At 46.6% G+C, this 14,411-nt stretch carries 12 protein-coding genes; all 12 read right to left on the bottom strand.

Annotated elements, in window-relative coordinates; translation table 11 throughout:
- Positions 1 to 2: 2 nt before the first annotated feature.
- Positions 3 to 524, bottom strand: a complete 522-nt coding sequence (locus ACKWCA_RS07885) for a YybH family protein (protein ID WP_413977629.1) — start codon at positions 522 to 524, stop codon at positions 3 to 5.
- A 36-nt stretch (positions 525 to 560) separates the two neighbouring features.
- A complete protein-coding gene (locus ACKWCA_RS07880) occupies positions 561 to 1,139 on the bottom strand; it encodes a RidA family protein (protein WP_413977628.1) in 579 nt (192 codons plus the stop codon).
- Between the two features lie 26 nt (positions 1,140 to 1,165).
- Positions 1,166 to 2,380, bottom strand: coding sequence for an aminotransferase class V-fold PLP-dependent enzyme (locus tag ACKWCA_RS07875; protein ID WP_413977627.1), 1,215 nt, complete (start codon positions 2,378 to 2,380; stop codon positions 1,166 to 1,168).
- Positions 2,381 to 2,397: 17 nt separating this feature from the next.
- Positions 2,398 to 2,871 (bottom strand): RidA family protein, encoded by a 474-nt coding sequence (locus ACKWCA_RS07870; protein ID WP_413977626.1) that lies wholly within the window; start codon positions 2,869 to 2,871, stop codon positions 2,398 to 2,400.
- Between the two features lie 22 nt (positions 2,872 to 2,893).
- Positions 2,894 to 3,811, bottom strand: a complete 918-nt coding sequence (locus ACKWCA_RS07865) for an RraA family protein (RefSeq protein WP_413977625.1) — start codon at positions 3,809 to 3,811, stop codon at positions 2,894 to 2,896.
- Positions 3,812 to 3,842: 31 nt separating this feature from the next.
- On the bottom strand, positions 3,843 to 5,093 hold the full coding sequence (locus ACKWCA_RS07860; protein WP_413977624.1) for an amidohydrolase/deacetylase family metallohydrolase: 1,251 nt from the start codon (positions 5,091 to 5,093) through the stop codon (positions 3,843 to 3,845).
- 17 nt (positions 5,094 to 5,110) lie between these two features.
- Entirely contained in the window at positions 5,111 to 6,865 is a 1,755-nt protein-coding gene (locus tag ACKWCA_RS07855) for a PQQ-dependent sugar dehydrogenase (protein ID WP_413977623.1), read from the bottom strand.
- Between the two features lie 206 nt (positions 6,866 to 7,071).
- Positions 7,072 to 7,815 carry a carbohydrate-binding family 9-like protein gene (locus ACKWCA_RS07850; protein ID WP_413977622.1) on the bottom strand — a complete coding sequence of 248 codons (744 nt, stop codon included), beginning with the start codon at positions 7,813 to 7,815 and terminating at the stop codon, positions 7,072 to 7,074.
- A gap of 100 nt (positions 7,816 to 7,915) precedes the next feature.
- Positions 7,916 to 11,092: a PVC-type heme-binding CxxCH protein gene (locus ACKWCA_RS07845; protein WP_413977621.1), complete on the bottom strand. Its 3,177-nt coding sequence runs from the start codon at positions 11,090 to 11,092 to the stop codon at positions 7,916 to 7,918.
- 8 nt (positions 11,093 to 11,100) lie between these two features.
- A complete protein-coding gene (locus tag ACKWCA_RS07840) occupies positions 11,101 to 12,078 on the bottom strand; it encodes a Gfo/Idh/MocA family protein (RefSeq protein WP_413977620.1) in 978 nt (325 codons plus the stop codon).
- A complete protein-coding gene (locus ACKWCA_RS07835) occupies positions 12,075 to 13,094 on the bottom strand; it encodes an NAD-dependent epimerase/dehydratase family protein (RefSeq protein WP_413977619.1) in 1,020 nt (339 codons plus the stop codon). The genes ACKWCA_RS07840 and ACKWCA_RS07835 overlap by 4 nt, the downstream gene beginning before the upstream one ends.
- A gap of 144 nt (positions 13,095 to 13,238) precedes the next feature.
- Positions 13,239 to 14,348, bottom strand: a complete 1,110-nt coding sequence (locus tag ACKWCA_RS07830; RefSeq protein WP_413977618.1) for a zinc-dependent alcohol dehydrogenase — start codon at positions 14,346 to 14,348, stop codon at positions 13,239 to 13,241.
- Between the last annotated feature and the right edge of the window lie 63 nt (positions 14,349 to 14,411).

Here is a 14,411-nt window from a genome sequence, read left to right as displayed (position 1 = left end):
GTTCAATGCGGTCGGGGTATTTCATTGCCCTCGGCATTTTGATACTCGCTTTCATCCGTATTGCTGTTGGCATCGATCATGAATTTCCAACCCTCCTGCTCCAATTTTAAAATGGTCGACAGTTTGCCGTAGGACACTCTTTTTTCCTGGTCATCACCATGAATGGTCAAGGCATAAAAACCGTTATCAAGAATGGTATCCTCTATTTTCTTTCTGTCGATGATTTTAAAAGTAAGTTCCAGTTTTTGTCCGGTTTTTCCAAATCGCGCGAACATCTCGGAAAAGTAGTTCGCAATCTCCTTATTCCCACTGATGGAACTTGGATTGGACGAATCATACAGATTTAAAAGTACGGCATCTTCGACATAAAGTTGATCAATATTACTTGCATTCATATCAAGATACGCCAAGGCGAAAGCTTCATATACTCGGTTCGGGTCATGATCCGGAGTTTGGGAATACCCTTGTACAACCCATAAAAATAAGCAGAGCCGCAAGGCATGTCTTAACCAAACTAGTTTCACTTGATACGTTTTTAGTTGGAAATTTCCTTATCGATCTTATTCGTAGACCTCAACGATCATCTCTACTTCAATGGCAATATTGCTTGGAAGGGAACCCATTCCGACGGCGGCACGGGCATGTTTGCCCCTATCACCAAAAACCCCGACCATAAGGTCGGAATAGCCATTGACCACCTTAGGCTGGTCTTTAAAGTCAGGCGTGCAGTTGACCATTCCCTTGACCTTGACAATTCGTTTGACTTTGTTCAAGTTACCAAGTTCGGCCTTTAACACAGAAAGTTGATTGATTCCGGTAATGCGTGCGGCCTCATACCCTTGTTCAATAGTCAAATCATCTCCAAGTTTTCCGGTGATATTCTCCCCGTCGGCCTTACGGGGTCCTTTACCTGCCAAGAAAATCAGATTTCCTGTGCGTACGGCATTGACATAATTCGCCACGGGAGCGGAAGGGGTATTCAAGGTGATTTCGAGTTCCTTTAATTTGGCCTCTGGGTCATAATCTGCAGGGGGTGCCTCCACTTCCGGCATGGTTTGATTCGATTCCGCCTTATTTTCGACCGTTGTCTGGCACGCACATAATGTCAAGAACGCTACTGCTAAAAAAATACTTTTCATATTCGGTTGGATTTTATTCCTTAAAGTTAGGCATTTGCCAATAGCTCACGAACCCTTTGTGCAACAATTCGTTCTTGCCCCGGTTCCATCATCCAGGTAGTTATGCCGACCTCCTTCTCGTTCCCTACGGTCTCTATGGATGGATGGCCATTTACCAATTGTTTTCGAAAATCGGACTTACTGATCTTGACAATGCTTTCATCCCATCTAATCTTGAGACTGGGTACGTGATTGGCATGGGGAGGTACATGAATTTCCGTTTCCACGCCATTGACCGACGAGGCACTATCGCTTATGAGTTGAATTTGACTTTCCCAAAGTGCCCATTCCTTTTTGTGGTCTCGCGCGAGATAGAGCTCCAAGGCGACCAACATACCCAGTACCTCTTCTTTATTGACCTTCATCCCTCTTGCTATCGTAGTACCGCGAGGCGGTGTATGCAATCGGGCCGCTTCGATATATTTCCTTCTCCCCAATAACAAGCCCGCACTTTGAGGGCCGCGAATGCCTTTCCCTCCGGAAAAACAGACCAGATCAAATCCCATTTTCGTGAACTTGAACAAGTTTTCTACTGGGGGTACGTCGGCTGCGCAATCAACAAAAGTAGGAACGTCGTGTTTCTTGCCGAGTGCCACGAACTCTTCCCACTTGATTTCTCCCTTTTCGGTATTGGCATTTAAGAACCATAACATAGCGGTCTTTTTGTTGATGGCCTTTTCCAGTTCTTTTGCGGTGGTTACCTCCACTATTTTTGCCCCCGTATTGATCAGGGCGTGGGTATACCCTATGGAATGTCCTTTTTGCACGATGACCTCATCTTTGAGACCTTCTGTATTCGGCAGTTGCGCCACTTTTTTTTCGTCCATGCCACACATGACACCGGCCAAACCAATAGTCATTGCGCCGAATGCCCCCGAGGATACTGTTGCATATTCACATTCTAGCAGTTGTGCAATGCGCTCGCCCACCTTATCGTGTAATTCATCTAAATTCACATATTCCGTAGCGCCGTAGCTTATGGCCTCCGTAACTTCTTTGTGCATCAAAGATCCGGTCATTGAGGTGTAGGTGCCTGCCGCATTGATGAACGTTCGGAGGCCCAACTCCTTAAAGAAATCCCGTGCCAGGGGTTTCATCACAGCTTCCTCAGCGACCTTGGCAGTCACTATACTCGGACCGATCAAGGCTCCGATAAACGGAATGGCCGAGATGGTTTTCAATGCTTTTCTTCTTGTATTCATAATTCTGTTTTTTGATGTTAGTCGACAGCTGCAATACAATCCATCTCAACAAGGGATTTTCCAGGTACTCCGCCATAGGTAGCGACGGTGGTTCGAACTGGAGGATTTTTTCCGAAGCGTCCGCGAAAAACTTCGTTCATACCCTTATAATCATTGAGATCGGCCAAGTACACATTCACTTTCAATACCTGCTCCATAGACGAGCCGTTTCTTTCCAATTCTTTTTGCAGTTCTTGAAGTACTATTTCGGTATGGGCCTTGATCTCAAAAGGTTCCGTATGGGCGCCTTTACCCGCGATATAAAGGGTATTGCCGTGTTTTACCGCTCCTGAAAACAGCGGTATGTCTTGATCTGTAACGATTTCCCCTACTACCTCTTTTTTGATTTTTGATTTGGTTTCCATTGCACTCACCGTACCTACCCCGAATAAGGCGGCAATACCCATTCCCAATTTTTTGAAGGAGCCCCTTCGTGTCGTTCTATTTTCCATATGTTTTATTTTTAATCCTATTCTACCACATTCGCTTTTTAAGTAATTCCTGTATTTGTGCTTTTGGGACGGGAAGTTCATCGATATGATCATTCAACCATTTTGAAAAATCCTGTTCTATTTCCGCGGTCCATTTATTATCAATTTGTCCCGGGGTGTACTTTCCCTCCTTTAATCGAGTGATTCCGAATAAATCACGGAGGCGCACCACTTCAGAGGTGACCACCACTTTCTCGGCCAGATGGGCGGGAATGAACATCACCCCTTCCTTCTTGCCCAGGACAATATCACCTGGTAGTACAGTAGCCGCCCCTATGCGAATGGGTGAGTTGATACTCAAGAGCATCACTTCCGTTAGGAACGACGGGTGCCATTCGCGAACAAAAGCATTAAAACCCTCGATTTTGGAAAGTCCTTCTTGATCGCGACTGGAGGCATTGAAAACAACTCCTGTTTTCGACTTGGCATAGATGGCATTGCCCAAATTATCCCCGATTAAGGTACCATCTACTATTTTCCCAAATCCGTCCGCAACATATACATCACCCAGTTGCAGCATGTCGATCGGCCAAGAATTGGTATTGCCTATTTGTCCCTCTTCGGTTCCTTTCTTTTTGATTTGTTCGGAAACGTCGGGTCGGTTAGGCATATATTGTACCGTCAACGCCCTTCCTACCACAGGAACATCATCATGCAAGGGTTGCCAACCTCCTTCGAACTGATTGTGGTACCCCTCATTTCGCAATACGCCCCAAGCCTCTTCAATGGCCACAGATTTCATCCGCCTCAGGATATCATCGGCGACTTTAGGCCTTCCGTCCTCAAATCGTTCTCCCGTCCATTCGGGGGTAAGAAAAATAAGCTGTTCTTTTGAGGCGGTCTGTGCCAGGGTCAAATGCCCCGCCGCTATGATAAAGAGTATGGCATGCAATAATTTCATGAGCGTATCGGTATTAGTTACTTTGTATCCATTAGTTCTCGTTCCATTCGGGTTTTGATATCCCGTTCAGATCGTAGACCACCTTTCCGTCGCGGATGGTCAATTCGCATTCGAGTTTTTTAGTTCCCTTCATTCGTTTGCCTCGGGTATCGATAAATCCGAAATCGCCCTCCTTCAGGTTCAAAAGGGTTACATCGGCCACAGCTCCTTCCGATAAATGCCCTAAATCAGTACGTTTTATTGCCTGGGCGGCATTCCAAGTTACCGTGGCAATAAGCTCGTTCATGGGCATCTCCATGTTCAAAAATTTAGACATGACATTGACGATATCCTTCATCCCTCCGTTCATACTTCCCGTATGAAGATCGGTACTAATGGTATTTGGTTTGAACCCTTGCTGCATGGAAGGTATGGCTTGCTCGAACAAAAAACTTCCGCCCCCATGACCTACGTCGAAAACAATTCCCCTTTTTTGCGCGGCAAGTGCAAACTCCTCCACCTTTCCATTCGCATTGACCACGGGGGTCCTTCGCTGCACATGGGCATACGCATGTGTGAAAATATCCCCAGGACGTAATTTTTCCATAAAAAGGGTTTCCAATGAGAGTTCCGGCTCGCTCCCCCCGAAATCGATCATGACCGGAATATCGGCTAGATTACCCGCTTCTACCGCACGCTCCGTGGGGGTCCAATCAAATCCGCTGTAATGGGCCAATTTGACTCCAACGATGATTCCTGGATGCTGTCGTGCCACCATAGCCGTGAGCTTGGCGTTCATATCACCGAGGTTCTGCTCCATGGCACCGCCTTTCATTCCGGACCCTACGATATTCAAAAAACAGAGTACCCTTGTTTTAGACCGCTCGATGGCTTGCTCTTTAAAGGTCTGAAAATTACGCCACCCGGATCCCCCAGCATCAACTACAGTCGTCACTCCGCTTCTCAAGGTAAAACCATCCGGCGGTAGCGCCGTAAAACTGTTGCTCAGATAGGCATTGGGCTCCGTACCGAAAAAATGATGGCCATGTATGTCAATGAGTCCGGGAGATACAAATAAGCCTTCCGCATTGATTACGGTTTTCGCTTTGCGCGCCGAAATGTTGTCACCGACCGCTGCTATTTTACCATCCTTGATGGCCATATCCATCACCTTATCCAAACCGTTTTTGACATCGATAAGGTGTCCCTTTTTAATAAGAATATCATAGTCTTGGGCAAACGCAACCGTGGTAAACAGATAAAAGGCTGCGAACAGAAAATTAAAACATACCGTCTTTTTCATCTTTTTCGATTTGAATCTTATTTTGCGGCGGCGTCTACCGGCGTCATCGGTTCATCATTTTGATCTTGTTCCTTGCGAACCGTTTGTACTTCTTCCGGTTGAATGTCACTTGCTTCGTTTCCAAAATTGGATCGGATATACGTTAAGACCTCCGCGATTTCCTTATCGTTCAAGAAGGCATGCTGTGGCATTACACCGTTGTACACCTTTCCTTCAATTTCAAGACTCCCTTCCATACCGTTGAGCAGTACCTTGATCAACCGTTCCTTATCGCCCGTAACCCAATCGGTTCCGGTAAGTGGAGGAAACCGACCCCCTGCGCCTTTACCATTGAGTTGATGACAAGCACTACAGTAGCGATAGTAGGTGTTTTCACCTCCGACGACTTCATCTTTCATCAGATTGTCGTCAATGACATGGGGCGTACGAACATGTGACATGGCTTTCCGTTGTTCCATACCCGCCAACTGCCTCTCGCCAAAAGTGGTCTTTTCGCCTTCATAGGTCACTTTCCAGATTTTGCCCTCGACCGAATCGGAAATATACATTGACCCATCAGGGGCAAAAGCAATTCCCATTGGGCGGTGTTTCGCGTCGGTCACACTGACAATAGGGTCAACTCCGGCAAAGCCATCTGCAAATACTTCCCAAGCGCCACTGGGTTTTCCATCCTTAAAAGGAACAAAGGCCACGATATAGCCCGATTGCGGATAGGGGGCACGATTCGTAGATCCATGAAATGCGATAAAGGCTCCATTCTTGTAGCGGTCGGGAAATTGGTCGCCTTCATAGAACACTAGGTCGTTGGGTGCCCAATGACCAGGGAAGCCCATGATGGGATCTTCAAATTGATCGCATCTTCCTATACTATCGCCATCGCCACCATATTCAGGCGCCAATACCTTTTTTTCTTTTATCTGATCATAATAGCAATAAGGCCAACCAAAATCGGAGCCCTCCGTGACGCGCATAAACTCTTCTGAAGGGAGCAAGGCGCTTTCATGAGGAGAATACTTGTTGGGCCATAAGCGCAACAAGTCATCGCGCCCGTGCATGACGGCATATAATTCCTCATCTACCGGGTTCCAGTTCATCGCGACTAAACTTCGTATTCCTGTGGCATATTTGTAGCCATCCTTTTGGGTCTGTCCCAATTGGTTGGCATCAAAACGCCAAATACCTGCATGGTCTTCCAGTTGTGGGCATGGATCTTGCCCGGGTGCTCCGGGCGTGCGTTTCGGATCCTGACAGGCATTCGAAGGAGCTCCAAACGGCACAAACATATGCCCCTTATTATCAAAGGCTATGGGTTTACCAATATGTTCATGTTTACCATGCTCGTGATCATCGGTCAAAACCACCTCGGCCTCACCTTCGGGAATCAGGGTGCCAGGTTTCAACTTATAGCGATACACCACCAAATCAGAGCTAAAATAAATATAGTCGTTATATACACGCATTGCCGTAGCATAACTCCATTTGTTTTTCGGCGAGTTTCCACCGAATTTTTTGACCACATCGGCCACGCCATCGTCATTGTCATCCTGCAGTGCAACCACCGACGCATTTTCATTGGCATTTCTCAGTTTGGCATAGAGGATATTGTCTTGGGTAACCGCCATATGCCGCACGGTTTCGGCAACACTATCGACCACAACAACGGACTTGAAATCATCAGGAAGCAGCAGTCCCCCATCGGGGGGCTCACTAGTACACCTAACGAAAAATCCTGTTATCAGGAAGAAGAATATCGATCTCTTTAGGTTGGACAAGATGGTAGTTTTTTGGTTCGTAAGGGTTGTTGCGGTCGTCTTCGAAGGGGGACGTCGAAAGAACAAAAAAAGTGATGTGATATCGGGTCGGTATCTGTCACAAAACCACAGCTTTAAGATACCGTTCTTTTCAATAAGAAGCAAGGGATATTCAAAAAATGTGTACGAGCACATTTTTTTGACCAACTATGGATATAAGTGTTTTACTAATCAAAAATCAAGCTTCCGAAAAAAGAGGGTTGATGAAAATCGGGGCTATCGGTCCCGACCGGATTCCAACTCAGGTAATGTGGCTTTGAGGTATCATCGGCACATTTGTAAAAATTGGCCTTGGCCCTAAGGTCTTTTAAGGTGATGCCCTGGTTATGGGTTAGTACTTCTGCAGGAATGACCACCGTCATTTCCCATTCGTGGCCTCCTTTTCGCTCTTCGAAAGCTTTGCTCCCCAACGAAGATTCGACCCGAACCGTTTCCTCAATAATTGTAGGATCGACAAACTTTCGTTCGTTTCTATCGGGTCCATAGGCCAAATGGGTCACTCCTATGCAATTAAATTCGAAGTTGTAGTAGTTGCCATCGCCTATAGGGTCAAGAAAAAACTCTACACAACTATCCCGATGCGTTGCACTATTGGTCTCTGTTCTTTGGGCTAAGACATTCTCCTCCTGCACATAAAGCTTCAACCAAATTTGATTTGCGTGGTGGGCTATTCTGAATTTAACTTCAGGACGGTACGGAAAAACTTCCCAATTGATGAAATCGATTGAGTGAAGTTCGGCATTGGCCTCTAAGAGTTCGGAAACTTTCGATAAGCTTGCTTCTCCAGAAAACGCTATTTCAACTACATGCAATTCTTTGTTATCTACCATCGTTGTTTGTCCAAACCCAATAAGGTGAATAAAAAATAAGATGACTCCATAATATCTCATGCCGACGGCTTTTTTAAGCATATACTATACCATTTCGGTTCCTTTTCCCTAAAAAGACCATGAGTCCTTGAGGCATAGGGTTATGCGTAAACCGTTTGTATTATTGGCCCCGGATGCCCTTCTACTCCATGGGGTGTTCTTTTAATAGTTCCGCTGGGGAATAAAACCCTTCCTTGTCCTTGGTCTGTTCCCGAACCTTCTTCACTAAATCGGGTGATATGACCGAGGCTTTATTGTCAAAAGCGTTTCGTACAAAGGTCAATACCGCCGCGATTTCCTCATCGTTTAGCATTCCTCCGTACGGGGTCATAGGCACTTGACCCGGATAGGTTTTCCCCATCAATTCCAATGGCCCCATAAGGCCATGCAAGGTCAGTTTGATCAAGCGTTCTTCGTTGCCGGTCACCCAGGGGGATTTTGCCAGAGGGGGGAATTGCGATGCACTCAATCCCAAACCGTCTGGTTGGTGACAGGTCACACAAAAACCTTCTCGATTGTAGATTTCCTCGCCCATTACAAAGAGCTTCTTGTCGGCACCTTCTAGATTGGTCTTGGTTCCCCCATCGACCTCTTGCCCCACGTTGACCCCTTGAATATGGGCCAATGCTGCCTCATAGGGTTTCTCCATCCAAGTATCCATAGGTAATTTACCTGCTGCTTCGATAATGGGTAGCCCTTCTTCCTTTGTCAACCACGATGCCGCTACAAAGGCTTCCAATCGTACGCGCGGGTGTTCATCTTTGGCAGCTGTCATCAATAATTCGGGTTGATTTTCAATCTGATGTCCGGCGTAGCGTAATACCTTGACCGCGGCGGCCCTGGCCCGAAAATCCCTGGCGCTCAACACTTGATTCAAGAGATCGGCGTCCACTTGGTTCAGACCCCAGGTGACCCATAGTGCTTCTAAAAGATAGTGCTCATAGGCTGCATCGGTTTTATCCAAGGTGCCTACCCAATTTTTCAAGGTTGCTAAAACTTCCTTCGAGTCCCGCGCCCTTAGCTCGCGTTTCGTGCGATATCGGGTTCGGAATTCGGGCAATTTGAGGTTCTCTAAAAGTTCTTCAATACTCGCATCGACGATCTTGGCCGGCTCGACCAATGGTCTCTCGGGGTAGGTAATTCTATAAATTCGTCCATGTACATGATCTCGTAACGGGTCGCGAGCATTGTGTTGCATGTGTCCGACGAGAACGTTGTGCCAATCTACGATATAGAGCGAACCGTCGGGAGCGAATTCCATATCCACAGGACGAAAATTGGTATCCGTTGACGTAATCAAATCCAATCTATGTTTACTGAGGTATCCGGCACTGTCCGGGTCGTCAACCATAGTATGTTGTTTGGTGCCCAAAAAGCCGATGGTATTATTGATGATCAAATCGCCTTGCACCTCATCCGGAAAATGGCGGCTTGAAATGAATTCAAGTCCCGAGGTCGGCCGTACCCGGTGTACTTCCTCAATCAAATTCTTGGGCAGCGGATTGGCCTGTCCATATCGTGATTTGATGGTTCCTGGAGTCATCCAGGTCATATCAGGACCGGAAGTATGCGCGAAAAAGGGTTGTCCCCAGTCATCAAAGGCAATTCCCCAAGGATTTGGTATGGGCAATTGGGCCGTTCGCTCCAAATAATGCCGTTGTGGACTGTACCTGTAAAACCCACCATTAGTAGCTCGAACCGGACCATAAGCCGTTTCTACGTTGGTATGTAGAAACACGCCTTCCCCCATATATATGGCACCAGAGGGATCTGCCGCGAAAGCACCTGCAGTATGGTGTGTATCGTGATCGTCAAATCCGCTTAAGATAATCTCCTTCTCATCGGCCTTGTCATCACCATCGGTGTCCTTTAACAAGACCAGATTGGTTCCTTGGGAAACATATACCCCTTCTGGGGCAAATTCAAAACCAATCGTCAAATTCAAATCATCGACAAAGGTAGTTTGCTTATCGGCCTTGCCGTCTTTGTCAAGGTCTTCAAGAATGATAAGCTTGTCTTTAGGCTTTTTGTCGCCCGGTTTATAGTGTGGATAGGAGGGCATCACCCCTACCCAAAGCCTACCTTCATTATCAAAAGACATCTGAACGGGGTTGGCCAGATCCGGAAACTCTTTTTCCGAGGCGAATAGCTCTACTTTATACCCTGGAGCGGCCTTTATGCGATCAAGGGCTTCCTGACCGTATTTATAGCCGTCTTCTACCTTGCCCATCCCAGGATCGTAATTCGATTTTACAGGAGGAAGTGTTCTAGTCTTTTCATCCGCAGCTGCGACGTCAAAATCAGCCCCTTCAACAACGGCCCAAATGGCACTATCACGAATGACGGTCATCTGATTGATCTTTTCTTTCTCGTAGGGGTAATTGTCGGGGCCAAAAGGATCATAGCGCCTGCCCCAAGCGTGCACTCCATTGGGCAGCTTGATTTCATTATGCCAAAACCAATTTTTTTCCACAACGGCATTGTGGACCACATCACGGTTCACCGTTGTTTGGACGCTCCCCTTCCCGAAAACTTCATCAGCCAATAGGGTGGCAAACTTCCGGTAGCCGAAATCGTTCAATTGAAATCCGTCGGCGGTAATCTGTTTTTCTTCACTAGCGTACCATTCCGAACTTGGCGTAAATGCGTCCACAAATAGTACGCTATCCTGAATGGCCACTTCACGCATCGCTTCAGTATACCGCTTCAGATTCTTATTTTCGGTTTGCCCTTTAGGCAAGTCCATTTTGGCCGAAAGATCCTCAAAAGCGATCGGGGACACTAGGGCCAATTTCGGTGCACTTGTACCATTGTATTTTTGATTTTTGGTATGCGCCACAAAGGCATGTAGCTCCCTCTTGAAATTTTCCAATCCCGCTTCTCCGGCAAAAGATTCATTATACCCGAAAAAAGCCAAAACGACATCTGCCTTCAAATTGGTCAACCATTCGTCTTCCGAGGGAAAGAATCCGATGCTGCCCGAGGTATTGCCCAACTCATTTGGGTAAAACGCTTCCGCACCAGGGAATGCCCAAGGCAATTTCCGGGACGAATGGGGACGAAACCCGGCGGTGTTGCCTGGATCGGCCATGTTTCGTATGAATAATGAGCTATCGGGATACCTCAGATGCATCTCGGTTTCGAAATGTCCAAAATTCAGCATTCGAGAAGCCAGATTATTTCCGATAAGCACGATATGTTGCTGATTCCGAACTGGAATTCCGCTCTCCTCCTTGGAAGTACATCCCATCAGCGATACGAACATCAAAAAAAGTATGGCGATCGTTACTGGATTGTTGTGTAAAAGTCGATTCATCATCTGTGGGTTTAGTTTTTGGTTAGGGTGACATGTATGCCCTTTTCTACGGATAACTCACACGCCTCTATAATCTGTTGACACGTAATCGCATCCTTTATGCTCGATAGGGGTTCTTCACCTAATCGTACTACACGATCGATAAAGTGGGTCGCCGTATTTTTTATGGATTCAGGATAGTTCTGATAGGTCTGCGAATGTGCCCCGTTACGATCATTGATGACAAAATCGCGATAACTGTATCGGGTGCTACCCTTAGTGCCGATGACCTTGATCATGCATGTCCATGGGTCTCCGGAGTGGTCATCATTGGCAAAACTGGCACAGAGGTGACTTAAGGTTCCATTTTCCATTTGAATATTCGCCATAGCCACGTTCTCTTGAGGCGCAAGGGTATCATCTACTGTATTCATTAAACAGGACACCGTTTTTGGCACCCCTGCGAGATACAGCATGGTGTAGCTATGGTGCGTCAATATCTGCCGAATCACTCCGGGATACCGAGCGCGAATCTCATCGGCATGGTGTATGTTGTACATCATGTAGAACTGGGTTATCGCCCCCAATTTGCCGTTTTCTATCATCGCCCTCGCACGTTCAATTGCGGGTTCATAGATGTAATTGTGCACGGGCATACATTGGACACCGGCTTTTTGAATAGCAGCATTCATTCGTTCCAATTCATCGATGCTTGATGCAGCAGGTTTTTCTACCAGCACATGTTTCCCAGCCTTGGCGGCCTGGATCGTATACTCGCAATGGGTCTCCATGTTAGTCAACACAAACACCGCATCTATCTTGGGGTCATTCAGTAACTCCTCCACGGAATTATATACCTTACAACCATAGACAAGGGCCTTCGAAGCCCCTTTGCCATGGGTACGGTTCCATAATCCGATCAACTCGGCACCTTGCAATTCATTGATCGCCTCTGCATGCAAATTGGCAATGTCGCCTGCTCCAATAAAACCGATTCCTATTGTTTTCATGAAGCCGGTGTTGAATAGGTGAGTATTCCTTTTTCAGCCATTTCCTTGAATTCCAAAAGTGATTTTCGAATGCCTAAGGAAATATCGGTAAGGGGTAGATTTGAAAACGTACTATTGATTTTACTATGGTCCAAGTCACAGATAAACAAGTTGGGCGGGGCATTTTCAACAATGGACAAGGACGTAAGATCACCCATACCCAATTCTTTAGCCTGATTGGCCGCAAGCGCTAAAAAAGATGCAATAGGAATGGTTTCCCCCTGAATATTGAAAGCTCCGAAACCCTTGTACGGTTGGATACATACTGCAGCGAACTGTGCGCCGACATCCTCGACATAATGGTAATTTTCACGACCCTGATAAGGCATTTCAAACGAGGCTTTTTCATTTTTTATCGCGGCCAATACGATGGCTTTCAACGCATTGGTCGGGGCGGAGGTTTTGCCTTTGTCACGGCCTTTTCCATAGGTCGTATTGATCCGTAGGCATACCGTAGGTACCTTGGTATTGTCATAAAACAAGCGCGCCAAGTGTTCCCCGGCTAATTTCCATATTCCGTAGTGATTGGGCGGGGCCAAGGGAACCTCTTCCGAAATGGTTTCTTGCGGATACATCGATCGCATTCCGTAGACGGCGGCAGAACTGGCAAATACGAATCGCTCCAATGCAGGAAGTTTTTCCGCAGCATCGAATAAGGCCATGGTTCCCCCCGTATTGATTTCCATTCCACCAATATGGTCGCGTGAACAATCAGGACTTTGATACGCCCCCAAATGAATGATATGGGTCGGGCTCACTTCAAGCAATACCCGTTCAATTTCGAGGTAATTGGATACATCCAAGGTCACGAACTCAAGACGCGGGTCAAGTGCTTCCCCTAACCATAATTTTAAGGGCTCCGCATTATTGGAGCGTGTTGCAATAATGATTTTATCGACCTGATCCGATTGCAGTAATTTATAGATGGTAACGGAACCGATACAACCTGTTCCTCCTGTGATAAAAATTTTTGTCATGTACTAGTTCTTCTGTGCTATTTCTTTTATGCTGTACGGGTTACATTGTGATTTAAATCTGTGGCGAACCTGTCGTATTCTTTATTTTGTTAGTAGGTAGGCCTGACGGAAGGATTTAAAAATTGCGCCCCGACCGGCAAAAATCTAATTCATTTTTACAACTGCCTTCATATTACGGGCTTTTATAGAATCTTCAAAAGCCTGCGTAACATGTTCAAATTCATAGAGATCGGTGTAATGCTCGGCCGGAAAAACACCCGTGACCATCAATTTCATTGCGGACATATAATCTTCGCGGCATGACCCCATCGACCCTCTCAAGTTCAAGGAGGTTCGTGTCAGGTGGGTGGCATTGATTGGCACCTCTTGTCCATAGGTCGCGATGACACAGATATCCCCTTCAGGGCGAACCACATCTATGGCTTCGGTAAGTACTGCTGGCACTCCGGAACATTCGATGAGCAAATCTACCTTTCCATTAATACCGAACGGAATACCGTTAGTATCGGCGATTCCTTTTTGCAATTGGGAGGTCAGTGTATCTTCTGGGGATACTTCCAAAGTGATAAACCCACGTTCCTTTGCTTTTCTCAAACGAATGTCTCGGTCATGGGCAATACCTGTCACTGCTACCCGAGCACCTGCCGCTCTAGCAACCTCGGCAGACATTAAACCGATGATTCCACAACCGGTCACCACCACATCTTGACCAGGCTTGATATCACATTTGCGGTATAGGGCGTTTGTAATGATCGACAGGGGTTCGACCAAAGCGCCTTGCGCCGGTGTCAATCCTTCCATTAAGGGTACGACCCGATCCGATTCTAGCACTACGCGTTGGCCAAAACCGCCGTTTCTATGAAAACCGATAATCTGCTTTCTGGCACAAAGATTCCATTTGGCCACACTACAGGCAGGGCAATCTTCTTCTTGACATCCTAACATGGCCAAGGGGGTAAAGATATCGCCCACCTTGACATCGCCATGGTCGCCTGGCCCTAATTCGAGCACCTGGGCGCTAAATTCGTGACCGATAATACGCGGTCTTTCTACCCAATCAAAATTTGCCTTGCCAATGGAAGCGCTGTTGTCAGAGCCACAGATGCCGGTATAGAGTGTCTTTGCTAATAATTCGCCCTCCTTTAAGGGTGGCAGCTCCATCGGTACCACTGCCGTATTCTTGGTTACATCGTCTGCATTCGGATAAATTTTTTCCTTTCCTTGAAGGCAAAAGCCTTGTATTGATTCACTCATGTATTCGTTGTCGTTTTTTTATGGATGTTATTGGTTTTATGGTTTCAAAATTTACGGAGAGTA

The organism is Maribacter corallii (assembly GCF_047345415.1).
Classification (GTDB): domain Bacteria; phylum Bacteroidota; class Bacteroidia; order Flavobacteriales; family Flavobacteriaceae; genus Maribacter_C.
Note: the sequence above shows the minus strand (reverse complement) of the source record. Positions and strands in the feature narration are given on the sequence as shown.